Source organism: Asticcacaulis sp. AC466, from assembly GCF_000495815.1.
GTDB lineage: Bacteria > Pseudomonadota > Alphaproteobacteria > Caulobacterales > Caulobacteraceae > Asticcacaulis.
Window position 1 is genome coordinate 50,673 of the sequence record NZ_AWGE01000022.1, and the last position, 22,960, is coordinate 73,632.

Annotated in this window: 24 protein-coding genes; 18 read left to right on the forward strand and 6 right to left on the reverse strand. The window is 61.0% G+C overall.

Features of this window, described 5'->3' with window-relative positions; all coding sequences use genetic code 11:
- The first annotated feature begins 102 nt into the window (after positions 1-102).
- From AEAC466_RS41180 to AEAC466_RS44260, 4 genes are all read left to right on the forward strand, one after another.
- Positions 103-894, forward strand: a complete 792-nt coding sequence (locus AEAC466_RS41180) for a hypothetical protein (protein ID WP_023459831.1) — start codon at positions 103-105, stop codon at positions 892-894.
- A 73-nt stretch (positions 895-967) separates the two neighbouring features.
- Entirely contained in the window at positions 968-1,489 is a 522-nt protein-coding gene (locus AEAC466_RS41185) for a hypothetical protein (RefSeq protein WP_023459832.1), read from the forward strand.
- Positions 1,490-1,750: 261 nt separating this feature from the next.
- A complete protein-coding gene (relB, locus tag AEAC466_RS41190) occupies positions 1,751-2,056 on the forward strand; it encodes a type II toxin-antitoxin system RelB family antitoxin (RefSeq protein ID WP_031239465.1) in 306 nt (101 codons plus the stop codon).
- Positions 2,053-2,343, forward strand: a complete 291-nt coding sequence (locus AEAC466_RS44260) for a type II toxin-antitoxin system RelE/ParE family toxin (RefSeq protein ID WP_081714730.1) — start codon at positions 2,053-2,055, stop codon at positions 2,341-2,343. The genes relB and AEAC466_RS44260 overlap by 4 nt, the downstream gene beginning before the upstream one ends.
- On the opposite strand, the gene AEAC466_RS41195 is transcribed toward AEAC466_RS44260, so the two are convergent.
- On the reverse strand, positions 2,291-2,944 hold the full coding sequence (locus tag AEAC466_RS41195; RefSeq protein ID WP_155913837.1) for a hypothetical protein: 654 nt from the start codon (positions 2,942-2,944) through the stop codon (positions 2,291-2,293). The two genes, AEAC466_RS44260 and AEAC466_RS41195, sit on opposite strands and share 53 nt — an antisense overlap.
- Positions 2,945-3,178: 234 nt before the next feature.
- On the reverse strand, positions 3,179-3,808 hold the full coding sequence (locus AEAC466_RS41200) for a demethoxyubiquinone hydroxylase family protein (RefSeq protein WP_023459835.1): 630 nt from the start codon (positions 3,806-3,808) through the stop codon (positions 3,179-3,181).
- Between the two features lie 353 nt (positions 3,809-4,161).
- Here AEAC466_RS41200 and AEAC466_RS41205 point away from each other — a divergent pair, with 353 nt between their 5' ends.
- Positions 4,162-4,524, forward strand: coding sequence for a hypothetical protein (locus tag AEAC466_RS41205; RefSeq protein ID WP_023459836.1), 363 nt, complete (start codon positions 4,162-4,164; stop codon positions 4,522-4,524).
- On the forward strand, positions 4,521-4,820 hold the full coding sequence (locus AEAC466_RS44650; protein WP_155913839.1) for a hypothetical protein: 300 nt from the start codon (positions 4,521-4,523) through the stop codon (positions 4,818-4,820). Before AEAC466_RS41205 ends, AEAC466_RS44650 begins: the two co-directional genes overlap by 4 nt.
- Here the strand turns inward: AEAC466_RS44650 and AEAC466_RS44655 are convergent.
- Positions 4,760-4,984, reverse strand: coding sequence for a hypothetical protein (locus AEAC466_RS44655; RefSeq protein ID WP_155913842.1), 225 nt, complete (start codon positions 4,982-4,984; stop codon positions 4,760-4,762). The genes AEAC466_RS44650 and AEAC466_RS44655 overlap by 61 nt on opposite strands.
- A 281-nt stretch (positions 4,985-5,265) precedes the next feature.
- Here AEAC466_RS44655 and AEAC466_RS41215 point away from each other — a divergent pair, with 281 nt between their 5' ends.
- Together AEAC466_RS41215 and AEAC466_RS41225 are read left to right on the forward strand one after the other, a co-directional pair.
- Positions 5,266-5,670: a helix-turn-helix domain-containing protein gene (locus AEAC466_RS41215; RefSeq protein ID WP_023459839.1), complete on the forward strand. Its 405-nt coding sequence runs from the start codon at positions 5,266-5,268 to the stop codon at positions 5,668-5,670.
- Between the two features lie 576 nt (positions 5,671-6,246).
- The gene (locus AEAC466_RS41225; RefSeq protein ID WP_023459841.1) at positions 6,247-7,830 is read left to right on the forward strand and encodes an FAD-dependent monooxygenase; all 1,584 of its coding nucleotides are present in this window, start codon (positions 6,247-6,249) and stop codon (positions 7,828-7,830) included.
- A 57-nt stretch (positions 7,831-7,887) separates the two neighbouring features.
- Here the strand turns inward: AEAC466_RS41225 and AEAC466_RS41230 are convergent, their stop codons facing one another.
- Positions 7,888-8,946, reverse strand: a complete 1,059-nt coding sequence (locus tag AEAC466_RS41230; RefSeq protein ID WP_023459842.1) for an aspartate-semialdehyde dehydrogenase — start codon at positions 8,944-8,946, stop codon at positions 7,888-7,890.
- 358 nt (positions 8,947-9,304) lie between these two features.
- On the opposite strand from AEAC466_RS41230, the gene AEAC466_RS41235 reads away from it, so the two are divergent.
- The 7 genes from AEAC466_RS41235 (at position 9,305) to AEAC466_RS41265 (ending at position 17,659) form a co-directional block, all read left to right on the forward strand.
- Positions 9,305-9,931, forward strand: a complete 627-nt coding sequence (locus AEAC466_RS41235) for a bleomycin resistance protein (RefSeq protein ID WP_023459843.1) — start codon at positions 9,305-9,307, stop codon at positions 9,929-9,931.
- Between the two features lie 187 nt (positions 9,932-10,118).
- Positions 10,119-10,838, forward strand: coding sequence for a Crp/Fnr family transcriptional regulator (locus AEAC466_RS41240; RefSeq protein ID WP_031239472.1), 720 nt, complete (start codon positions 10,119-10,121; stop codon positions 10,836-10,838).
- Between the two features lie 179 nt (positions 10,839-11,017).
- Positions 11,018-11,362, forward strand: a complete 345-nt coding sequence (locus AEAC466_RS41245; RefSeq protein WP_023459845.1) for a response regulator — start codon at positions 11,018-11,020, stop codon at positions 11,360-11,362.
- A 117-nt stretch (positions 11,363-11,479) separates the two neighbouring features.
- Entirely contained in the window at positions 11,480-12,640 is a 1,161-nt protein-coding gene (locus AEAC466_RS41250; RefSeq protein WP_023459846.1) for a sensor histidine kinase, read from the forward strand.
- Positions 12,640-13,032, forward strand: coding sequence for a hypothetical protein (locus AEAC466_RS41255; RefSeq protein WP_023459847.1), 393 nt, complete (start codon positions 12,640-12,642; stop codon positions 13,030-13,032). Before AEAC466_RS41250 ends, AEAC466_RS41255 begins: the two co-directional genes overlap by 1 nt.
- Positions 13,033-13,261: 229 nt before the next feature.
- A complete protein-coding gene (locus AEAC466_RS41260; RefSeq protein ID WP_155913844.1) occupies positions 13,262-16,096 on the forward strand; it encodes a YncE family protein in 2,835 nt (944 codons plus the stop codon).
- A 165-nt stretch (positions 16,097-16,261) separates the two neighbouring features.
- A complete protein-coding gene (locus AEAC466_RS41265) occupies positions 16,262-17,659 on the forward strand; it encodes a nicotinate phosphoribosyltransferase (RefSeq protein WP_023459849.1) in 1,398 nt (465 codons plus the stop codon).
- 304 nt (positions 17,660-17,963) lie between these two features.
- On the opposite strand, the gene AEAC466_RS41270 is transcribed toward AEAC466_RS41265, so the two are convergent.
- Positions 17,964-18,839: a hypothetical protein gene (locus AEAC466_RS41270; protein WP_023459850.1), complete on the reverse strand. Its 876-nt coding sequence runs from the start codon at positions 18,837-18,839 to the stop codon at positions 17,964-17,966.
- 235 nt (positions 18,840-19,074) lie between these two features.
- Here AEAC466_RS41270 and AEAC466_RS41275 point away from each other — a divergent pair, with 235 nt between their 5' ends.
- A complete protein-coding gene (locus AEAC466_RS41275) occupies positions 19,075-20,019 on the forward strand; it encodes a radical SAM protein (protein ID WP_081714732.1) in 945 nt (314 codons plus the stop codon).
- A 60-nt stretch (positions 20,020-20,079) separates the two neighbouring features.
- Here AEAC466_RS41275 and AEAC466_RS41280 read toward each other — a convergent pair whose 3' ends face one another.
- Positions 20,080-20,961 carry a LysR family transcriptional regulator gene (locus AEAC466_RS41280; RefSeq protein ID WP_023459852.1) on the reverse strand — a complete coding sequence of 294 codons (882 nt, stop codon included), beginning with the start codon at positions 20,959-20,961 and terminating at the stop codon, positions 20,080-20,082.
- A 119-nt stretch (positions 20,962-21,080) separates the two neighbouring features.
- On the opposite strand from AEAC466_RS41280, the gene AEAC466_RS41285 reads away from it, so the two are divergent.
- Both AEAC466_RS41285 and AEAC466_RS41290 read left to right on the forward strand, forming a co-directional pair.
- Positions 21,081-21,959, forward strand: coding sequence for an NmrA/HSCARG family protein (locus tag AEAC466_RS41285; protein ID WP_023459853.1), 879 nt, complete (start codon positions 21,081-21,083; stop codon positions 21,957-21,959).
- A gap of 38 nt (positions 21,960-21,997) precedes the next feature.
- Positions 21,998-22,930, forward strand: coding sequence for an alpha/beta hydrolase fold domain-containing protein (locus tag AEAC466_RS41290; RefSeq protein WP_023459854.1), 933 nt, complete (start codon positions 21,998-22,000; stop codon positions 22,928-22,930).
- Positions 22,931-22,960 lie beyond the last annotated feature (30 nt).

Consider the following 22,960-nt stretch of genomic DNA (forward strand, 5'->3'; position numbering starts at 1 on the left):
TAATTGTGAACGACATACGCAACTACCGCCCCACTTTCGCCTTGCCACCGCTGCGTGCATCTGGTTCAAGCAAATGACACCACGATTCCTTAGGGGGGACTTATGAAAACGCTGCTGATCACCGCCGCCGTTGCGGCCTTATCTGTCACCGCTGCGCACGCCGCTGATCCGTATGCCGCGCTGGACGCCATGGCCCCCTTCATGGCCGCCACCAACCATTGCGAAGACTTTGATTACGCCGTCGATCTCGACGCCACCACCGCCGAAGTCATGCGCCGCGCCCAGGCTGTGGCCGCCGGCGGCGTCGACCAATCCGCCATCCTCCCGCATTTCCGCGCGACCATGCAAACCGCGACCGATAAGGCCGAAGCGGCCGGCACACTCGGCGCGCTGCGCCAACTGGACGCCAAACCGCAATACGAAGGCATCGAAAAGCTGTTCGGCTATTGGTCGCCCATATGCAGCCGCTACGCCGCCAGCCCCGAATTTGCCTCGCTGATCACCGCGCCCGCCTATGCCAAATCCGGCCAGCCCCAATCCTATTTCGGCCTGATTGAGTTCAAGGCCGCGCACGGCGACGTTTCGGCCATGAAAAATGCCGCCTCCATGTACGACAACGGCTTCCGCCCCGATCCGAACAACGGCAAGGCGCACGCCTGGTGGCTGAAGGCCGCTGAGGCCGGAGACGCCACCGCCGCCGACGCCGTGGCCAGCGACTTTTTCACCGCCCATGGCGCGCCGAAAAACTATGTCGAAGCCGTGAAGTGGGCCGCCATTTCCGCCGCGCGCGGGGGCGATGGCAAGACGCTGAAAACCTTGGAAGAGGTGATCCCCGCCGCCGACCTCAGCAAGGGCAAGGCCGCCGCGCAGGCCTGGCTGGCCCAACATAAATAGACGGCCGAAAACGCGCTCGCCTCCTAATTTGGCGTAAACCTGTTTCGGTATCGACAAACGGCAAGGAGATGAAATGAACATACGCGCAGCGACGATTTGTAGTTTTGCCTGTAGTTTTGCGGTTCTGCTGTTTACAGCGCCGCACGCCTTCGCGGCCGGCTGGACACTCAGCCCACCCCATGACGGCCATCTGGTTCAACTGTCCCTTGGGGCGCCTGAGGCCCCCACCTATCTGTTCAGTTGCACCCCTTCGAACGTCCGCATCACCTATTTCGGCGCGACGGAATTACTCGACATACAGACCGGTCAAAAGATCGACGACGCTCCGGGTGCCACCATCACACCGGGCGCGTCGGTCATGGCGCTTTACACCGGAAAGGGCTCGCCTGACTTTATGGCGGCCGAGGCCGTAGCGAACGCCACGAAAGGCTGGAACCTGACCATAACCCTCGCCAAAGATGACAAGCAGTTGCGCCAGATCGAGAAAAGCAAGATGCTGTCGCTGTTCACAACGGGCACGACCATGGCGGTCGAGTTGTCCAGCGACGACCGCGCCCTTGTCCGCGATTTTCTGAAACAGTGCAGCGCGACTTAGCCGAAACGCGCCCATCAACGCGCCGTAAGGGTGAGACAGGGTCGGGGTTCAGGCGGCGCTGTGCGCCTTAACGATGGCGTCCAATGTGCGTCGCACCTTAAGCCAGATACCCCACCACCCCGCCCTGCGGGCGCGGTCCCCCTACAAGATTGACCTTTAGGTTGGCCCCGCGGCCGTCGCTGGGGCCTACCCCATTGCTGAAATAGGGCTGGCGCCTGTATTACAGATGAAATACACTCATCGCCGAAAGAGAGGTCCGTCATGGCTTCAAGTGAGATGGTTCAGGCACGCATCGATGGTGATATCAAAGAGCGCGCCGGTCTGGTCCTCGGCAAAATGGGGCTGACCGTTTCGGATGCGGTGCGCATTCTTCTGACCCGCATTGCGAACGAAGGGGCCTTACCCGCTGGCCTGACGGTCGATCAGGACGCTTACGATGCCTGGTTTCGCGCAAAGGTGCAGGACGCATTGGATGATCCGCGCCCGCCTATCCCGCACGCAGACGTGAAAGCGCGTATGGCGGAAATCAAGGCCAAAGCTTTGCGTGCGGCGGCGGGGGATGCGTGAAACTTGACTGGACGCCGCTCGCCCTCGAAGACCGGATAAATACCTTTAATCACATCGCTGAAGAGAGCGTGCAGATCGCCGTCAAAATCGACGATGCCATTGACGCGCAAACCGAACGGTTAGTGGATTTTCCAGAAAGCGGCAGACCCGGTCGCTTTCCGGGTACGCGCGAACTGATCGTGACGGGTTATCCCTTCACCGTGGTGTATCGTATTGTCGAGGACACAATCCGCATTATTCGGGTGCTCCATCAGGCGCAGCAATGGCCGGACGATCTTCCCCATTAGAGCGGGTTCCGATCTGATGTTTACGCGCCTTAACGATCGCGTCCAATTTCGCCAAAACCTGAAAGCCGGGGTAATCCGCCTTATCAAACGCGTCCCGGTAATAACAGTCCCAGTAACTCATCACCCGTGCGCGCGTGACTTCGTAAAAATCGGGGTTCTCGGCAATGAGGCGCGCAATGAGCACCGGATCGATGTGCGGCATAGCAGTGTTGATATCGTCGATGATCTGGACGACATAGTCGCCTATCAGCGCGATGACGAACGGAATAGCCCACGGGGTATGTATCGTCAGCACGTCTTGCAATGCGGCCTGGCGCTCGAACCCGTTCGCGCTGCGCGTCAGTATGCAACGGGCCAGTTGGCGGTGCACCGGCGTTTGCCCGCCCAGCGTCGGATTCAACACAGGCGGATATACGCGATACGGTATCGTCACCGGCTCGCCGCAAACCTGTACGTGAAAATATCCCGGCACATGATCCGTGGGCAGACGCAGTGCCCGGATCACCTCTTCGGCAACGCTTCCCAACGCCGCCGGAAACGCCTTGACGAATGCAGAGGTCATGCGGCTTTGCTTTGACATAAACGGATCAGTATCGCTCAACTCCATTACCCATCGCAATAGTTGCGCCGACCTTAAGTCAGATACCCCACCACCCCGCCCTGCGGGCGCGGTCCCCCTCCCCACCGTAGGTGGGGAGGTACAAGATTATAGCACCTCCCTGGCTTGCTTGGGGTTTGGCGTAGCCGAACGTATAGCGTTCGACAAGCCATGGGACCGCACGAAACGCGAAGCGTTGAGATGTGGGGGTGGGGGTTCTTACTTTTTCCCCCGCCCCTACTCTCTTACCCACCGCACAAGACGCGCCGACGCGCCATAGCTGGATAACCAGATCAAACAGTCGGTCGCCGTGGTGACACCCCAATCCAACGCTTTTTGCCAGGCCGTTTGCGCGATGCCGCCGTGCGCTTCGGCAAAGTCCAGATGGGCCAGCTCCTCAACCTGAATGGCGGTAATGGCCTCGGCCACGGCGGCATCGCGGGCCCTTAGCCAGTGAATCTGCTCTTCGAGATGACGATGAACGCAGCGTTCGACGCTGGCGGTGCATAGCAGAATGGCCCGCCGCCCCATCACTGCCGTGACGAAGCCAAGCACCGCCCCGCCCAGTCCCCACGCGCCAAGCAGGCGGCAAGGCCTGACGCCACGCGCCGTCATCAGGGCGTTGAACCGGTCGCGGTGCCCGATTTCGTCGGCCAGGGTACGACTAAGAAAATCGTCAAGGTCCGGCGCGCGCCACCTGGCCACCCAGAGTTGGGCCTGATAGATGCGTATGGCGCCACATTCGCCGGCATGATCGACGCGCAATATGTCCGCAACAATATCACGGTCCAGCGGACGGGCACGCCGGAGGCCGGGCCATTGCCACCCTGACCGCTCCGTGGTGATGTCCTTGCGCGATATGTCCATTGTCCCCCGCATACCCTTTTGTATACCGCAAGTCGAACGGCAAGCGTACCCCTTTCGCCCAAGCTGCGCCGACCTTAAGTCAGATACCCCACCACCCCGCCCTGCGGGCGCGGTCCCATGGCTTGTCGAACGCTATACGTTCGCCTGCGCCAAACCCCAAACAAGTTGGGGAGGTGCTATAATTTTGTACCTCCCCACCTACGGTGGGGAGGGGGACCGCACGAAACGCGAAGCGTTGAGATGCGGTGGTGGGGGTTCTCACTTTCATGCGCTCAAAAATTACGATATGTCGTAATTTATCTTGCGAATTACGATTTAACGTAATATCGTAATCTCACCCTCAGGAGATTACGATGCTGACCAAGCTGATCGAACACACCGCGCCCGCCGACCCTGCCCGCCGTTTCGTGGCCTCGGCCTATACCGTCTTTGACCGCTGGTTCGAAGTGGCCGCGGGCGAAACCCGTGACGCCGCCGAAGCGGGCCTGCGCGCCTGGCTGAGCGCACGCGGCGATCCCTCCGCGCCCATGCCGAACGAAGTCCCTACAGCCCCGTCGCCCGATTTCACCCGCGACATGACGCGCCGCGCCATCGACCGCCTCAACGACGCCGAACGCTATCTGAAGGACGGCGATGCCGATACCGCCGGCGAATGCCTGCAAAGCGCGCGGGACTGGCTGGCGGCGCTGCTCCCTCACGCGGCGGTAGCAGCATGAGCGACCTCCTCCCCTTCCCGTCCATCCGTGAGCCGCGCTTTCGCTGCGTCGGCGACGCCATGGCCCAGCGCACGCCCTTCGGCTGGGAGCACCTGAGCGATCAAGACGCCCTGGATCTCAATCATATTCTGCGATTGCGAGCAGACCGGCATGACCGCGACGGCCACCCCGCCCTCGCCCGCCTCCATCGCGACTATATGGGCCAATTGACCAAAGCCTGGGGCGACGCCTGCGCCTACCGCCGGGCGCGAACGGGATATTCCAGCACCTTGGAAACCGTGCCGTCGAGGCGATAAACCGTCACCACGCCCGTATTGCCGATGGTGCGTTCCACCACCCGCCGGCCCAGCGCCTGATCGCGCGTGCGGAAGCTTTTCAACACCTCGCCCGTGCTTTCGTTCTGCAACTCCCACTTTTCCGTATCGGGGTTTCTGATAACTCTGTACCGACTTGTATCCATATGCCTGTCCTGCCGCGCGCTTACGCAGAAATGACATGCCTGTCCGCCGCCCGGTCACATCCTGGAGTGTTTAAACGGTATACGCCCCCAGCGCCGAATCGGATTAAAATCGCGGTTATAAATTGTGTCATAATGGTAAGAAGTCGCGTATACGGGTATAAGTAGCGATAGTTTCTTTTAAAAACGTCCGAAGGTTGAGCGACCTGTTATAAATAAACATGTTATGGCAAAGCAGGAAACCCCGGAGTTTCTCCCCTCCGATTCGGTATCAGGAAGTGTAGATGGCGTACGACGAAACCACCCCAAATCCCGTTGATCTTCATGTTGGCCTGCGCGTGCGGGCGCGTCGCAAGTCGTTGGGCCTGAGCCAGGATGCCCTGGCCAAGTCCATCGGACTGACCTTTCAGCAGGTGCAGAAATACGAACGCGGTGCGAACCGCATATCGGCCTCCATGCTGTGGGCTATCGGCAAGGCGCTTGACGTGCCGGTCGTTTATTTCTTCAGCGGCTATGCCGAAGGCGACGCTCAGGTGTTCGGCGAACCGTCGGCGGAGCAGTCGATCGGCAGCTTCCTGACCTCGGCCGAAGGCCAGGAACTGGCCGCCAGCTTCCCGCGCATCCGCGGGCCGCGCCAGCGTCGCAAGATCCTGGAGCTGGTAAAGGCGATGGCCGAAGACGCCGAATAGGCTGGGGCTTAAGTGCGCACGCGCCCCGGGGGGAGCCGCGTTCCATGGCAGCAACTGTCTGACGATCTGATAACGCACAGCGAAAATCGCGTGCGGACGTTGCGTTATGACGACGTCCGCGCGCCCTTACCGTGTCCGGTTTCGTCCACCGTTAATAGGCGCCGCACTGTTTCTTTATTCTGCGCGTCAATAACGCCTATGTGCTGCGCGACACCGCCACGCGCATAGACGCGGCGGAGCTGGCCTGTGATTTCGACGGCTTCACCCCGCCCACCTTGGTGCCGGCGTGCCATGCCGCTCCCTAAACCTTGACCCATCCCTAAACCTTGACTCAGCGCCTCTGTTGCCGGTAAAAAAGGGCGTCGAAAAATGGTGGGCCGGTTCTTGGTGAGCCCCGGCCAGTCTGGATTTTAACCCGGACCTCTATCCAGCCCGATTTGGGCCGCGGACCGCGACGGTAACGGACGTATTGCGTTTGTGCCGTGGGTTTCGCTTTTTCAAAGCTCAAAGTCTTCGTGCGCACAAGCCCGGTCGTCCTTCACGTCCCGTCTCCGGACGGGCTTAAAGGGTAAACCTATGCACGACACCAAGGTCATCATCATCGGAGGCAGTCTCGTCGGACTGTCGGCCGCCGCCTTTCTCGCCTGGCGGAATATCGACGTCATCGTCATCGAAAAACATGCCGGCAGCGCGCTCCACCCGCGCGCGACAGGCTTCACCGAGCATACGATGGAGTTTTACAGCGCCATCGGCATTCAGTCGCTTATTCCGCGCGTGGACCCGGATTTCCGGCTGAGGCGCGCCAAGGTGGACAGCCTGGTCGGCGCAGTTAGGGACGAAACCCGTTGGACGCCGTCGAACAGCTCCCCAGCCGTCGGCCCGAAACGGCCGCTGTCGGCCATGGGCGCCGCCGCCTTCGCCCAGGACAAGCTGGAGCCGATATTGCGGCAACGGGCCCTTGAGCTTGGCGCACAGCTCAGACTGTCCACGGAGATGATCCGCTTTGAGCAAAACCCTGACGGCGTCACGGTGACCGTCCGCGACCGGCAGACCGACCGGATTTCGACCGTATCGGCTGACTATCTGATTGCCTGCGATGGGGCCGACAGCCCGGTCCGCGAAGCCCTGAATATCGCGCGCGAAGGGGTCGGCCACCTGATGAACATCCGTTCGGTCCTGTTCCACTGCCCGGCCGCCGACCCCTATCTCGAACGCGGCTTTCAGCAGTTCGAAATTGAGCAGGACGGGTTTAAGGCGTTCCTCACCACCTATGGCGACAGCCGTTGGGTGCTCATGTTCTACGGCGGGGCGGCGAAACCGGCCGAAGCCTATGCGCCCGACATACGCCGCGCCCTGGGCGCCGACCTGCCCTTTGACATCATCACCTCCGGCGCCTGGGAAATGGCCGGACGCATCGCCACGACCTATTCCCAGGGCCGCGTCTTCCTCGCCGGCGATGCCGCGCATCAGCTTCCCCCCACCCGCGGTGGCTTCGGCGCCAATACGGGCATCGACGATGTGTGGAACCTGGCCTGGAAGCTTCAATTTGTGCTCGATGGCCTTTCAAACCCCTCCCTCCTGGACACCTATTCCCAGGAACGCCAACCCATAGGGTGGCTTCGCCATCAGCAAACCTTCGCGCGGCCGGACTATGCGCAATATCTGGATACGCCGCTGTCTTCCGTCACGCTCTACGGCGATGACGCCATGGAGCTGGGTCAGCTTCATCGCTCATTCGCGGTGGATACCGCCGATGGCGATTTGCCGGACGCCGCCTCTCCCTCGGACTGGGCCGGCCAGCCGGGCGTCAGAGCCCCTCACCTCTGGATAGATCTCGGCGGAGAGAAAATATCGACCGTCGAACTGTTCACACGGCGCTACGCGCTCATCACGGAAAATGTCGAATGGGAAAGGGTGATCCGCGCGCTATGCGCAAAAACACCCCTCCCCATAGACGTTGTTGTCGTCGGGCGTGACGTCGTCGTCGCAGACGATATCTCTTTTGCCGAAGCTTTCGGAACGGGGCTCGCGGGGGCCTCACTGGTGAGACCGGATGGCATTGTCGCGTGGCGCAGTGACGCGGGTCCCACCGACGAAGCCGCGTTCGGTCGGACCGTGCGCCGGCTGATGGCATTCGAACCGGACAACGTGGCGGGATAAAAATCAGCCAGGCTGGGGCGCTTATCCGGTGCCCCAGCCATCCGCCTGTTTATGCCCTTACGCCTGAGCCCGCGCCAGCCATACCTCCGCGATCTGAATGGCGTTGAGCGCCGCGCCCTTGCGCAGATTATCGCCCGTCACGAACAAAGCCAGGCCGTGTTCGACGGTCGGATCGGCGCGCACCCGCCCGACGAAGACCGGGTCCTTGCCCGTCGCGTCCAACGGATTGGGCACGTCGCACACCACCACGCCCGGCGCATCGCCAAGCAGGCGCATCGCCTCGGCCACCGCAATGGGGCGCTCGAACTCGGCATTGATCGACAGGGAATGGCCGCTATAGACTGGCACCCGCACGCACGTCCCCGATACGGGCAGGCCGGGAATATCCAGGATGCGGCGGCTTTCGTCGCGCAGCTTGTTCTCTTCCTCGGTATAGCCGTCCGCCCCGATGACATAGTTGACCGGCACGACGTTGAAGGCGATGGGCACGGCCCATTTTTGCGGCGCCGGAAAGGCCACAGCCCCGCCGTCGCGCGCCAGATCGGCGCTGTTGTGGGCCGCCTGAACCTGGGCTTCCAATTCGCGGATACCGGCGTCACCACCACCCGAAACGGCCTGATAGGTGCTGACCACCAATCGCTTTAGGCCCGCCGCGTCATGCAAAGGCTTGAGCACCGGCATGGCCGCCATGGTCGTGCAATTGGGGTTGGCGACAATGCCCTTGGGTATGTGGTTTAGCGCGTCGGGGTTCACCTCGGCCACCACCAGCGGCACGTCCGGATCGCTGCGCCACGCCGACGAATTGTCGATGACGATCGCGCCCGCGGCCGCCACCTTGGGCGCCAAGGCCCGCGACGTGTCACCGCCGGCGGAAAAGAACACGATGTCCAACCCGGCATAGTCGGCCGTGGCGGCGTCTTCGACGACGATCTCCGCCCCGCCCCAGGCGATAGTCTTGCCCGCTGACCGGGCCGAAGCGAAAAGCCGCAGCGACGCCACCGGGAACCGGCGCTCCGCCAACAAGGTGCGCATCATTTCGCCGACCAAACCGGTCGCGCCGACAATGCCGACCTTGGGGCCGACATGAGGGGCGGCATGAGAAAGGGATGAAGTCATGGGTAGGCGTCTCCTGAAATAAAAGGCGGAGGCGCGGGATTTTGCCGGTTCGGAATGAGACGGCCCCGCGCTTCGGCGGGGCTTCTGTCTGGGTTGTCGCGCCTTAGACCGTGCGCACACCCGAACACGCCCCGCCGAAGCGGAGTGTTTTACGGGTTGTAATTGGGGTCATCATAGCGGACATGCCGCCTCTCTATGGCCGAAAGAAGCGCCTGTCAACGGGTACACACTGGAATGCGCGGCCCTTGCCCTGGCCAGGTGTCTGTGGCAAAAACGAAGCCGGACACCGCTCCATTCCGGGTAAGCGCACCGCCGCCCCTGCCCTTTCCGTATATTTTCCACGGGGAGACAGCAAGCGATGACCTCATCGATTTCAAACATCACCTTCGGGCGCCTGGCCGCGTCCGCCTTCACGCGCGACATCCAAAAGGCCTATGCCTTCTACCGCGAGGTCCTGGGCTTCACAAAGACCTTCGAAAATGGCGATCCCGTCGGCTTCATGATCCTGGAAAAGGACGACGCCGAATTGCATCTCAGCCTGGTCAAGACCCACACGCCTTCGACCAGCAATGTCGCCAGTTTGCTGGTCGACAATGTGGACGCCCTGCATGAGGTTTTGGTCGCGGCCGGGACACGGATTATCAAATCGCTGGCCAACAAGGACTATGGCCTGCGCGCCTTCGTCTTCGCCGACCTGGACGGCAACCGCATCGACGTCGGTCAGCCGATGAAGGGCGCCGCGCCAGAACCGCGCCGCTTCGACAACCGGAACCTGACGGAGGCCGCCTTCACCCACTGCCGGCTGGCTGGCGCGGCGTTCGATCATGTCGATCTGAGCGGCGCGCGACTGACCAATGTCAATCTCAGCGGCGTCTCGATCGACACCGCCAAGATCGATGGCCTGACGATCTCCGGGCTGGACATCCACGCGCTGGTGCGGGCCGAACTGGCCAGACGGCGCGGCGGCGAAACCGGAAAGGGATGACGACAAACCCCGGATGGTGGACATTTAGAATAGGCGCGCAATTAATGGCAATCCTGTACGAAACGTACATTTGCGGCCATATGCACGGCCTGCGAAGGGGTGTACACTGTGCTACTGCCGATTTTGGTCCCCAGGTGCCCGGCAGTTGAGAGACGCGCAGGCTCTTACCTTGAACAAGGTGAGATCCGTGCCCCACAACCCGTCCACACCCAATTTCCATAATCTCATTCTTTCAGGTCTCGACGACCATGATTCCAACCTGGTGCGCCCGCATCTGAAGCTCGTAACCCTGACCTTCCGGCAACGGTTGGAAACGCCCAACAAGCCGATAGAAACGGCCTATTTCATAGAGACCGGGCTGGTATCGGTTGTCGCGTCATGCCGTCCGGGCACGAGGCAGGCGGAAGTCGGGCTCATCGGCTTTGAAGGCATGACCGGCCTGGCGGTCGTGACGGGCGCGACCCAGTCGCCCAACGAAGCCGTCATGCAGTCCGATGGCACGGCGTACAGTATTCAGGCCGTAAGCCTGCGCAGTCTGATCGGCAGAAGCTCAACCCTGGCGCAGCGCTTCGCCCTGTATGGCTTTGTATTTCACCTTCAGACGTCCAATACCGTCCTCGTCAATGCCGAAGGAACGATCGAGCATCGGTTGAGCCGATGGCTTCTGATGGCGCAGGACCGCCTGAAGACAGACGATCTGAAACTCACCCACGATACATTATCGACCATGTTGGGGGTACGCCGGCCAGGTGTGACAATCGCTTTGCGGCGGCTGGAACGCCTCGGTCTGATTGCGACTCGGCGGGGGAATATCCTCATCTTGAGACGCGATGGGCTCGTAGACTATGCCGAAGGTTTCTATGGCGTGCCGGAATCCGAATATCACAGGCTGTTCACCGCACGGTGAAATGTACGAATCGTACTGAAAAACCGGTTGATGACTCTGATTGCGACGCCCGCGACAGGGTCATATCGAAAACTTACAGTACGTTTCGTACAAATACTCTATTGAGGGTCGCAGATGGGCTATCCCGGACGTTCAGGCCGTTCCCTAATGCGCCTTACAGGCTTAATGGGGTAGCGTTCATGGGTAAAATATTGCTTGTCGAAGACGAGCCTCTTTTAAGGTTCGTGATCGTAGAGACCCTGAGAGATGCCAATCTGGATGTCGTTGACTTCTGTTCCGCAGACGATGCCCTGGCTTACCTTGTGACGAAGGACGACGTCGATCTCATATTCACCGACATCAACATGCCGGGCGCGATAGATGGATTGGGCCTGGCGCACGCTGTAAAAGAGGATTTTCCGCGCGTCAAAGTCATCCTCACCTCCGGCCGGTCGCGGTCGACAGACGAACTGGCGGGTCTGCCGTTCATCTCCAAGCCATATATCGTCCACGACGTCATTGAAACGATACGTGCAACCCTGTAGGCGTAACCGCTGTGGCGATACAACCAAAGCATAAGACACACACATCCGGCTGGCCTAAGACGACCGCAGTCCTTTGCATCGCTGGGGAGGACCGTCCCGGCTCATGAAAGAGCAAGCATGCGATTAGCGGCGTTTATCACGGAAAATACCAAGGAAATTGTGGCCGATTGGGAAGGCTTTGCCCTGACCCTCGTGCCTGCGGACCAGCATTTGGGGTCGCTGACATTACGGGACCATATAGAGGAACTCCTCACCTTCATTGTCCAAGACCTGGAATCCGCCCAGACCGACGCTGAGCAGACTGAAAAATCACGGGGGGACAAGGCGCCGGGGCCATATCCCAGTGCCGCAGAGACCCATGCCTCCCTGCGATATGATGGCGGTTTCGACATGGATCAGATGGTGTCTGAATATCGCGCGCTTCGGGCCAGTATCGTCAAACTGTGGGGCACCACCCTGACCGAAGTGACCGGCCAGGATTTAAAGGATCTCACCCGGTTCCACGAGGCGATCGACCAGTCCGTCGCGGAATCGATCCGGGACTACACAAAGAAGCTGGATCTCTCGCGCAACCTGTTCCTGGGCATTCTCAGTCATGATCTGCGTAATCCCTTGGGCGCCATATCGATGTCAGCGCAACTGGCGACAAAGATCGGCGGACTGAACGAGCGACAGGGTATGCTCCAGGCGCAAATCCAGGAAAGCTGTACCCGCGCCAGTGAAATCGTCGACAATCTCCTTGACCTGACGCGCGCGCGACTGGGCACCGGTTTGCCGATCGTGCGCGACAAAATGGATATGGGTTTCGTCAGTCACCAACTCATCGATGAGATGCGCGTCCTTCACCCGACCCGGGAATTTCAGTTAAAGGTGACCGGCGATGTCGGTGGGTTTTGGGACAAGGCCCGCATCGGGCAGGTGCTGTCCAATTTGCTTGGCAATGCCGTGCAATACGGATTTCGCGGCGTACCCATTCGCATGACGGTCGAAGGCCTGCCGAAGGCGGTCGTCCTGTGCGTGCACAATGAAGGTGCGCCCATCGGTCCGGACGCAATTCGCTCGATTTTCAGCGCGATGACCCGCGCTCAATCGAACGAGGACACGAAAAGCAAGCCGATCTCAACAAACCTCGGGCTTGGGCTTTACATCTCGCGTCAGATTGTGACCGCGCACGGGGGAACCATTAGTGTGAAGTCGTCTGAAGTGGACGGCACCTCGTTCACCGTAACGTTTCCGCGAACCGACGACGTGAATGCTCCCGTCGCGGGTGACGGTTGATGGCCATCTTTGAGAAGGATGGCGTTACCCTCATTCCCGAGTTGGCGGACGACGTCATCCTGCGCTCAAACCTGCTCGACTGCCCGGTTTGCGGGCGCGATCAGGTCGCAGCCGTCCTGCGTGCGCTTGAGGGCATTTATCTCTCTGCAACCGACATTTTCAGAAAACACCTTGCCAGCCGCGACTATATCGTCACGCTGGCCATACTGGCATCGGACGCGCGTTTCGAGATCATCATTGTTGGTGTGCGCGATGATAGCGGGTGGATTTCTACGGTCATCATGAATCATGAGTCAAAAGAGACCAATACGGAGCTCGCCGCCCTGCTGAACGCGAAGCTTAGTCGCCAACTCGTTAGATCGCTGGCGATAGCAAAGCCGGCGACTGAATAAGGCGCGGTTAAGCAAGGACGTAGAGCGCCAATCCGATTCAGTCAGACAGGAATACGCTCTAAGCATGACTGGCGCCAATCAAGGACAGGTGGCCAGGATGCACCGGAATGGAGAGCCCGGATGTGCGCGTCTTAGAGAGTTAATTCACATCCTCCGCCCTCTGTCATATAAGCTTCGCCAATCTGCGCCAAAGACGGAGCCTATCGTCATGTCTTTTGAGGTCACGTCCATGATCAGGTCATTTATGCCCGCCCTGGCTACTCTCGCCGTTCTGGCGGCAGGCGCGGCCTGTGCCGAGGCCCCGCGCCCCTTGCCGACCGGTCAGACGGTGACGCCTCTAGCGACGAAGGCGGCCGTGTTTTCGCCGCTGCGCACCGGGATCGGGCCGTATCCGGACTATGTCGCCGACGGGGCCGCCGCCCTGCGCATCAGCCCGGACGGACGGCACATGCTGATCCTGACCAGCGGCTTCAACCGCTATAACGGGCCGGACGGCAAACTGCTCAAAGACCAATCCGGGCAATATGTCTTTGTCTATGACCTGACCGCCAAAGGCGCCGTGCACCGCCAAACGCTTGAGATACCCAACGCCTTCTACGGCGTGGCCTGGCGACCGGACAGCCTGGGCTTCTATGTCTCGGGCGGCGTCGATGACGCGGTCTATCGCTTTGTGCGCGGAAAACGCGGCTACCACCAGACGGGTAAGCCCATCGCGCTGGGGCACAGTGCGGGCATTGGCATAGACGTCAAGCCGCAGTCCGCGGGATTGGCGGTCAGCCCCGATGGCCGACGCCTGCTCGTCGCCAACTATTACAACGACTCGGTCAGCCTGATTGACCTGGCCACGGCGAAGGTGACGGAACAAGACCTTAGGCCGGGTAAGATCGACCCGGGCCAACGCGGCGTGGCCGGCGGCGAATACCCGTTCGATGTCGTTTGGCGCGACGCGCGCCACGCCTATGTCAGCGCCGCCCGCGACCGCGAGATCATTGCGCTCGACATCGATGGCGAGGCGATCCGTGTCGCGCGCCGCCTGCCCGTCGCAGGCGAGCCGACCACCCTGCTTATCGACCCCGTGCGCCATCGCCTCTACGCCACCGAAGACAATGCCGACAAGCTGGCCGTCATCGATACGTCTGACGATCGCCTGCTCCAGGAGGCGGCCATGGGCTTCCCCGAGCAAATGCCCGAACAAATGGACACCCGTGAATTAGGAAAAGGCGTCAATCCCAATGCGCTGGCCCTGCTGCCGGATGGCCAGCTTCTGGTGACCTTTGGCGGCATCAATGCCGTGGCCATGCTTGATACCTCCGGCGCCAGCGCCCGCGTCGAAGGCCTTATGCCGACGGGCTGGTATCCGAGCGCGGTGGCCACGCACCGGGGCCGCGTCTTCGTCGCCAACCGCAAAAGCCCGCCGGGGCCCAACCCTCAGGGGTGCCAGCCCAAGGTCGCGGTCGAGCGCGCCCAACCGACGGCGTGCGGCGCGTCAAACCAATATATCTTCCAGCTTGAAAAGGCGGGCCTGCTGCAAGCCCCCTTGCCGCGTCCCGCCGAACTGGCCAGCCTGACGCTCAAGGTGGCGGAAAACACCGGCCTCGATAAACAGGCCGAACGGGCGCGCGGCGATGCGGTCATGGCCCAGATTCACCAACGCATTTCGCATGTTGTCTTCATCATCAAGGAAAACCGCACCTATGATCAGGTCCTGGGCGATCTGGAGACCGGCAATGGCGATCCGCGCCTGGCCATTCTGGGCGAACGCCTGACGCCCAATCATCACGCCCTGGCCCGCCAGTTCGTCAATTTCGACAACTTCATGGATTCGGGCGAGCAATCGAGCACCGGCTGGTCGTGGTCCACGGCGGCGCGCGCCACCGACCTCCTGGAAAAAACCGCGCCGGTCAACTATGCCGGCCGGGGTCTGGCCTATGAATCCGAAGGCACGTCGCGTAACCTCAACACCGCCCTCCCCGCCAAGGCGCGGCGCGCCGCCAACCCCAAGGCCAGCGACGATGATGACGTGCTGCCCGGGCCCTTGGCCATCACCTCACCCGACGCCAAGGACGACGACCTGCCGGGTCAGGGTTTTCTGTGGAACGCGGCGCTGCGTGCGGGGCTGTCCCTGCGCAATTACGGCTTTGCCAATGACATGCCCTATGACGCGGGCGAACCCGGTTCTGCGCCGCTGGCCCGCCATGCCTTTGCCGACAAGACGACGGTTTTCACCGCCGATGACCGCGCATTGGCGGGTTTGAGCGATCCCTATTATCGCGGCTTCGATCAGAAATTCCCCGACTACTGGAACGTGCAGGAATGGATGCGCGAATTCGCTGAGCAAGAGGCCAGTCAGTCCGTACCGGCCCTGACCCTGCTGCGCATCAGCCATGACCATTTCGGCGATTTCGATACGGCCATCGACGGCGTGAACACGGTCGAAACCGAGATGGCCGACAATGACTATGCGCTGGGCCTCGTCATCGAACGCATCGCCCACAGCACCATCAAGGACAGCACCCTGGTCTTCGTTATCGAAGACGACGCTCAGAACGGCGCCGATCACGTCAGCGCCCGCCGCAGCATCGCCTATATCGTCGGCCCCTATGTGCGCCAGCATGCGGTTGTGTCCGCCCCCTACACCACGATCAATATGTTGCGCACAATAGAGGGCGTTCTCGGCCTGAAACCGATGGGGCTGAACGATGCCCTGGCCGTGCCGATGGCGGACGCGTTCGACCCTCAGCAACAGGATTGGACCTACACGGCCCACGCGTCACTGGTGCTCAAATCGACCGCCTTGCCCATTGCGCCGCAGGCCTTCGTGGCGTCCACTGTGGCCCAGACCTGCCCCTTGCGCACGGCGGCCTATTGGGCGCAGGCGATGAAGGGCCAGAACTTCGAAATCGAAGATCACCTCGACACCACCGCCTTCAACGCCGCCCTTTGGACCGGCCTGGCCGGGGCCGCCGAAACGCCCGCCCGCGACGGCAAAGACCTCAGTCAGGCCCGCACCGCCCTCTTGCAGCGCCCAGACATGCAGGCCCCCTGCCCGTCCGGTTCCCTGTGACCCCGGCCGCGCCAGACGCGGACATTGACACCCTCTGGATTTGGTGAAAGGCTACCTGCGCCTGGGCGGCCGCTCGCGACAATCGCCATACGGGCGCCGTGTGCGCCGCGCCGGACGCCGCTTGGAAACGAGCCAAAAGATAGCCGAGGTGAAGGACCTTCAGTCATGACGACCAACCCGATCCTCAATACCGACAGTTACAAAACCAGCCACTTCCTCCAGTACCCGCCCGCGACCGAACACGTCTTTTCCTATGTCGAAGCGCGCGGCGGCGCCTACGAAAAGGCGCTCTTCTTCGGGCTCCAGGCCATATTGAAAGCGGAGTTCTCCAGGCCCGTCACCAGGGCCGATATCGACGAGGCCGAAGAGATTTTGGTGCCGCACGGTCTGCCGTTTCACCGCGCGGGCTGGGAGCTGTTGATCGATCGCCACGGCGGCCACCTGCCCCTGGAAATTCGCGCCCAGCCGGAAGGCACGATTGCCCCCTTGCGCCTGCCCATGATGACGGTGGTCAATACCGACCCGGACTTCTTCTGGCTCACCAGCTATGTCGAAACGGCCTTGCTGCGCGTATGGTATCCAATCACGGTGGCGACGATCAGTAACGGCGTCCGCCAGCTGATCCGCAAGCATCTGATCGCTACGTCCGATACGCCCGACGCCGAACTGCCCTTCAAACTGCACGACTTCGGCGCGCGCGGCGTCTCCTCTGACCAGTCGGCAAGCTTGGGCGGCATGGCGCATCTGACCAACTTTCAGGGAACGGATACCCTGACGGCCCTGGTTGCGGCCCGCCGTTTCTACAATGCGCCGCTTGCCGGCTTTTCCATCCCGGCGGCCGAACACTCCACCATCACCAGTTGGGAGCGTCCGAACGAAGAGGCCGCCTACGCCAATATGATCCGGCAATTCGGCAAGCCCGGCGCGGTATTCGCCGTCGTGTCGGATTCCTACGATCTGTTTCACGCCGTCGAGCACATGTGGGGCGAAAGCCTGCGCCAGCAGGTGATAGACAGCGGCGCCACCTTGGTGGTGCGCCCGGACAGCGGCGATCCGGTCGCGGTGGTGGCGAAAACGGTCGGTCTGCTGGCGGAAAAGTTCGGCACCGATACCAATACCAAGGGCTATCGCGTCCTGAAAAACGTCCGCGTCATTCAGGGCGACGGCGTCAATCCGACCAGCATCGAGGCGATCCTCAACCGGCTGACGGCGGAAGGCTTCAGCGCCTCGAATATCGCCTTTGGCATGGGCGGCGCGCTGCTGCAAAAATGCGACCGCGACACCCTGCAATTTGCCTATAAGGCGTCGGCGGCCAAGGTGGGCGGCGTCTGGCGCGACGTCTATAAGGACCCGGTCACCGATGCCGGCAAACGGTCAAAGCGCGGCTTGCTCGGGCTGGCTGGCGACAACGGCGCGTTTCGGACCGTAGCAGTAAGAGATGGCGACTTCCAGCCCGTCGACGGCGGCCGCAATGCGCTTGAGACCGTATGGCGCAATGGCGAACTGCTGCGCGACGATAGCTTAAGCGCCATCCGCGCCCGCGTCGCGGCCTTCGACGCCTGAGGATGGCATCACGCCTCAAGATGGCAAATGCACTGCAAAAAGTAAGAGATATCTTGGCTGATTGACAAACGCTGGCCTGATTTCGCCTAGCCGCGCAAAGGAGATATAGCTACGGCTTACCCTCAGAAAGGGGGCACTCAGTGACGTACTTAGCTTGGTTTAATGAGTGTTTATCGCCGCCTAACAACTGGTGTACCGTTGGCGAAAGGCGCGAAACGTCGCGGATGAGGACTTTCAATCATATCCGTCCAACGCGGAAACAATAGGTGGCTGTGCACAGTCGGCAAACCGGCCTCTCCCGTTGTCACCACGACAGAGATTCAATTAAAATGGCATAGGCGGTAACCACGGCCTGTATGCCTATCGTCGCACACTTTGCCATTTCCTCCGTATCGGCATAATAGGCCATGGGATACAATACCCTACCGAATAATAGGTAATTCCGCAGGCCCGGAATAACAGTCTGTAAGTCCAGCTCCCTCCTTTCACCTGGAGAATCGGCTGAAGAAATCCAGAATTCAAGGGGCAAACACCAAGACATGCCCCTCGGTCCGATCTTCTGATAACCAATGCAAAAAAAGCATCCATCCGGGCCCGGCCGCCGAAACCATAGCCGATTGATAATACCCCCAAACAACTCAACTGGTTTTCCCCGTTCGAAGCCCGCAGCCTCGGCTTTTTCCCGAAAGATAGCCGCAAATGCATTGGCCTTGCCATCCCAGTCCGTGGCCGACACTCCCATTCGATTATATTCAGCAACCTTTACGCGGGCCTGAGGATCGAAATATTTTGGCGCTTCAGGTGACGTTCCACCACGTAACGCCGCCGACCGGCGCGCATTATAAGACGCAACCAAAGGGTGTACCGTTACGCGCTTTTCTCCCAAAGACTGATTCGGTTTCTCTGAGGCTTCAATAAAGTCAAGAAATGGGGATCGATAGAAGCCAGGCAGATTTTCACCGCGAACCCCCGATATCCAGCCGGAGGACAATGTCTCTTTCGCAAGCTCTTCCCAATAGAGCATGAGACTATCCTGCCACTCGGAGCCTGGATCGGAAGCCCTCACCAGATCGATATGACACCGGTGCGCTGCGTAGCCGCGAGCCTCGAAAGCTTTGTAGAAAGCGTCGAGCCCTTTCCAAGACTTCAACGTTTCAAGGCAAAGCAGGGGGCGTTTCATGCCTTACAATAGCGGAAGGGCATGACGGGTCAATACAGGCACGCACTGGCCAGATCGAATTGTGGGACTGACTTCGTCTTCCCGCCCAAGCCGGAAATATTGGCAGTCGGCACACTCCCAACCCGGCGTTTGCAATCGACCGTGAGTCATCACCTCACCGCGCTTGCCCCGCCATCCGCGCCCGCGTCGCGGCCTTCGACGCCTGAGGATCGCCGGATGATTATCGTCTGGATGGGTGCTGAACCATTGTAATCTATCCTGCCCGTTTTGCGCCTACGACAAACGGTTGGATATTGACGGGTCGCAGGCGCAACCGGAACAGGTGATCGCCTTCATCGCTGTGCTGCACCAATGGCAGGTGCAACATAGGCGGCAGGTCCTGTTGAGCTGGCTGGGCGGCGAGCCTTTTCTGTGGCCTGAATTAGAGCCCCTGACACACGCCGCCCACGACGCCGGACTGCGGATCAGCACGACGACCAATGGCACGGCGCTGAATAGCCCGCGCATACGCCGGCACGTGCTGGACACCTACTCGGAACTGACCGTTTCCATCGACGGCTTTACCGACTTTCACGACAACAGGCGTGGCTGGAAAGGCGCGTTCAGCAAACTAAAAACAGGCGTATACGACCTGAATGCCGAACTCCAGGCATGCGCCTCATCCCTGACGCTGCGCGCCAATGTCGTGCTGATGCAAGACAATGTTCGCACGTTTGGTGAGCTTTGCCATGAAATCGCGAGTTGGGGCATTGACGAGATCTGCTTCAACCAGCTTGGTGGACGCGACCGCCCGGAGTTCTATCCCGCCCACCGCCTGAGCCTGGATGACATCACCTGGCTCGAAACCGAATTGCCGGCCTTGCGCACGTCTCTCGAACAGCAAGGCACACGACTAATCGGCGGAGACGATTATTTGCGCCGTATACGAGGGACAACCCTGGGCGAGGTTTTCCCTGTCCCCGAATGTCGCGTGGCGGACTCCTTCCTGTTCATCGATGAGCGCGGCTACATCGCCCCATGCAGTTTCACGCCGGATCACTTTGCGCGCAACATCAGCGAGATTAAAACGGCGGATGACCTCGACAGCTTAATCGACGACCTGCTGACGACCCAGAAATGCCGCCCCGCCGTCGATTGCGCCAACTGCCCAAGCACACAGCAATTTGCGAAATGGGAATGACTGCTGTCGCACTCGGCAAAGATCTACGGGCCACTAGGGCTGACCTGAGAGAACGCCGAACTATAACGGCGCCGTAAAGGCCTTCTTGGGGAAGGTTGCCTCAAGGACATCGAGAAACGCCCGTACCTTCGCACCGATAAGACGACGTGAACTTTGCAGCGCCCAGATTTCAACGGGTGGTCCCGCCTGGGTTCCCCAATAGGCGACGCGACCGGCATCTATATCGCCGGCCACCAGAAGGGACGGCAAAAGCGCGGCCCCCGCCCCCGCCAAGACGGCTTCCCTGACCATCAGCAAAGAGGACAAGCGCAGCACCGGGCTGGGGGTGAAGACCGCCTCTCCGTCTGCCGTGACGATTGGCCAGGTCGCGCCGGCGGGCGTCGTAGACAGGACCACGGCCTTGACGTCACCTGTGCGTTCCGGAGGCACAGGCATATTTACGGGCGCCACGACCACGCGGCGATCGTGCAGGAAGCACCTGCCGATGAGACGTTCATCGGGAGACGGATCGATGCGGATGACCAGGTCATAACCATCTTCTATCGGGTCGACCTTGCGATCTTCGGCGACGATCTCAAGCTGGACCTCAGGGTAAGCCATGGCAAATCGCGCGCCAATACGCCCGAACGCCACATGCGCCAGCACAACGGGCGCACTGACGCGCAGCCGGCCGCGCGGTGTCGCCGCCCCCAGGACGACCGCTTCACCCGCTTCGGCGACCTGCGACAACAGCCCATCGGTCCGCTCGTAAAGCGTCCGCCCCTCCTCCGTCAGGCGCAGGGACTGCGATCCCCGGTCTATCAACCGCACCCCAAGGCTTCGTTCAAGTTCGGCAACCCGGCGCGACAACGTCGCCTTTGGGCGGCCTGAGACCCGGCCAGCCTTACCAAAGCCACCATGAGCGGCCACAAGGTTGAAATAGGACAAGGCTTCGAGGTCCATGTTTGCGTTCCGTATATGAGACACCCAATCTCATATTTGCCATCTTCTTAGCAAATTTGAAACTGCTATCTTGCTGGCAGAGACACTTCGGTCTCGCATCATTCCCAAGGACTCCGACCATGGCTATTCTTGTTACTGGCAGCACGGGCACGATAGGTTCGCAGGTTCTATCGTCGCTAAATGGCCGCGCCACAGATATTCGCGCCCTGACCCGATCGCCGGACAATGCGCACCTGCCCGCCGGTGTGCGCGCCGTCCGCGGCGATTTGGCCGACATCGAGTCCATGCGCGCCGCACTCGACGGCGTCAGCACAATGTTTCTGCTGGCCCCGAATGTTCCGGACGAACTGACCCAGTCCATGCTGGCGCTTAACCTGGCGCGTGAGGCCGGCGTGACGGGTATAGTCTACCTGTCGGTCTTCCAGAGCGAGGCCTATAGCGACGTGCCGCACTTTGCCGGAAAATATACGGTCGAGCGTATGATCGCGGACCTGGGTTTGCCCGCCACCGTCTTGCGCCCCGCCTACTTCATTCAAAACGATATTCGTCAGAAGGAACCGTTGCTGAACGCAGGTATCTATGCGGCTCCGATTGGCGACAAGGGGCTGTCGATGGTCGATGTGCGTGACATCGGAGAGGCCGCCGCAAACGAATTGGTCCGTCGCGACCAAAGCCCTGCGCCCCTTGGCATCGAAACCTACAATCTGGTCGGTCCCGACGCCCTCACCGGACCGGATATTGCCGACATATGGACACACGCGCTTGGCCGCGCCGTCCGCCATGGCGGCAACGACCTGGTGTCCATGGAGCAACGCCTGAAAGCCATGCTACCGGCCTGGCACGCGCTCGACCTGCGCTTAATGTTCGCGCGTTATCAGGCCGACGGAGCCGTCGCCACGGAAAGCGACCTGACACGCCTCACGCACCTGCTTGGTCACCCGCCCCGTTCTTACCGGGCTTTCGCCACCGACGCCGCCGCCCAATGGGCAAACCTCTAACCGTCACTGTCGCCCTCAAATCTTTCAGGAGAAACACCATGTCATCCTCCACTGAAATCTTTCATGCGCTCGACGACAAAGACGCCGGCACCGTCGCGGCGATGCGGCAGGCGCTGGCGCCCATCAAGGGGACGATCAATAGCCCCGCCGCGCGCGGTCTGTTTGACGAAGTCATGGAGCACACGCCGGATGCGCCGGGCATTACCTACGAAGCCGGAACGGTCGGCGGCGTGCCCGGCATCTGGTGCCTGCCCCCCGACAAACGGCCTGATAAATTTATACTTTACTGCCATGGCGGCGCCTACGTCCTGGGGTCGGCGCGCGCCTTTCGCCATCTCGCCGGCCAGATCGCCGCACGGACGCGGTCGGCGACCTTTGTGCCGGATTATCGCCTCGCGCCGGAGCACCCGTTCCCAGCCGCAGTGACCGACGCGGTGGCCGTCTATCGCGGTCTTTGCGACCTGGCGCCAAAGTCGATCGCGATTGCCGGTGACTCGGCGGGCGGTGGCCTGGCGCTGACGCTTCTGGCCCTTATGCAGGCGGAGGCCGTTGCGGGGAAGGTCCTGGCGCCGATCGCCGGTGTGGCGATGTCGCCCTGGACCGACCTGGCCCTCACCGGAGCCAGCATGACCGAGCGGGCCGAAGCAGATCCGTTACTGACCCGGGACATGCTGAGCCGAACGGCCGCCCTCTATCTCAATGGTCAAGCCGCAGATATGGAAACGGCATCGCCCCTGTATGGCAGCCTGGCTGACCTGCCGCCGATCCACATCCATGTCGGCGAAGATGAAATTCTGCTCGACGATGCCCGGCGCTATGCCCGTCGCGCTCAGGCCGCAGGGTCGGATGTGCGCCTGAATGTCTGGCAGGGCATGGCCCACGTCTTCCCGGCCAATGTCGGGACCCTGGCCGCGTCTGAAAAGGCGCTTGATCTGATCGGCCAATTCCTGACCGCCACCTTCGACCGCTAAAATCGCTACCCAACAGCCCCCCCACCCAAA

Bases quoted from the DNA above. Each gene is read 5' to 3' on its own strand.
- AEAC466_RS41180 (WP_023459831.1), top strand. From the start codon at position 103: ATGAAAACGCTGCTGATCACCGCCGCCGTTGCGGCCTTATCTGTCACC.
- AEAC466_RS41290 (WP_023459854.1), top strand. From the start codon at position 21,998: ATGTCATCCTCCACTGAAATCTTTCATGCGCTCGACGACAAAGACGCC.
- AEAC466_RS41235 (WP_023459843.1), top strand. From the start codon at position 9,305: ATGACCTCATCGATTTCAAACATCACCTTCGGGCGCCTGGCCGCGTCC.
- AEAC466_RS41280 (WP_023459852.1), bottom strand. From the start codon at position 20,961: ATGGACCTCGAAGCCTTGTCCTATTTCAACCTTGTGGCCGCTCATGGT.
- AEAC466_RS41270 (WP_023459850.1), bottom strand. From the start codon at position 18,839: ATGAAACGCCCCCTGCTTTGCCTTGAAACGTTGAAGTCTTGGAAAGGG.
- AEAC466_RS41230 (WP_023459842.1), bottom strand. From the start codon at position 8,946: ATGACTTCATCCCTTTCTCATGCCGCCCCTCATGTCGGCCCCAAGGTC.
- AEAC466_RS41260 (WP_155913844.1), top strand. From the start codon at position 13,262: ATGATCAGGTCATTTATGCCCGCCCTGGCTACTCTCGCCGTTCTGGCG.
- AEAC466_RS41200 (WP_023459835.1), bottom strand. From the start codon at position 3,808: ATGGACATATCGCGCAAGGACATCACCACGGAGCGGTCAGGGTGGCAA.
- AEAC466_RS41205 (WP_023459836.1), top strand. From the start codon at position 4,162: ATGCTGACCAAGCTGATCGAACACACCGCGCCCGCCGACCCTGCCCGC.
- AEAC466_RS41285 (WP_023459853.1), top strand. From the start codon at position 21,081: ATGGCTATTCTTGTTACTGGCAGCACGGGCACGATAGGTTCGCAGGTT.
- AEAC466_RS41215 (WP_023459839.1), top strand. From the start codon at position 5,266: ATGGCGTACGACGAAACCACCCCAAATCCCGTTGATCTTCATGTTGGC.
- AEAC466_RS41245 (WP_023459845.1), top strand. From the start codon at position 11,018: ATGGGTAAAATATTGCTTGTCGAAGACGAGCCTCTTTTAAGGTTCGTG.
- AEAC466_RS41225 (WP_023459841.1), top strand. From the start codon at position 6,247: ATGCACGACACCAAGGTCATCATCATCGGAGGCAGTCTCGTCGGACTG.
- relB (WP_031239465.1), top strand. From the start codon at position 1,751: ATGGCTTCAAGTGAGATGGTTCAGGCACGCATCGATGGTGATATCAAA.
- AEAC466_RS44655 (WP_155913842.1), bottom strand. From the start codon at position 4,984: ATGGATACAAGTCGGTACAGAGTTATCAGAAACCCCGATACGGAAAAG.
- AEAC466_RS41185 (WP_023459832.1), top strand. From the start codon at position 968: ATGAACATACGCGCAGCGACGATTTGTAGTTTTGCCTGTAGTTTTGCG.
- AEAC466_RS44650 (WP_155913839.1), top strand. From the start codon at position 4,521: ATGAGCGACCTCCTCCCCTTCCCGTCCATCCGTGAGCCGCGCTTTCGC.
- AEAC466_RS41250 (WP_023459846.1), top strand. From the start codon at position 11,480: ATGCGATTAGCGGCGTTTATCACGGAAAATACCAAGGAAATTGTGGCC.
- AEAC466_RS41265 (WP_023459849.1), top strand. From the start codon at position 16,262: ATGACGACCAACCCGATCCTCAATACCGACAGTTACAAAACCAGCCAC.
- AEAC466_RS41255 (WP_023459847.1), top strand. From the start codon at position 12,640: ATGGCCATCTTTGAGAAGGATGGCGTTACCCTCATTCCCGAGTTGGCG.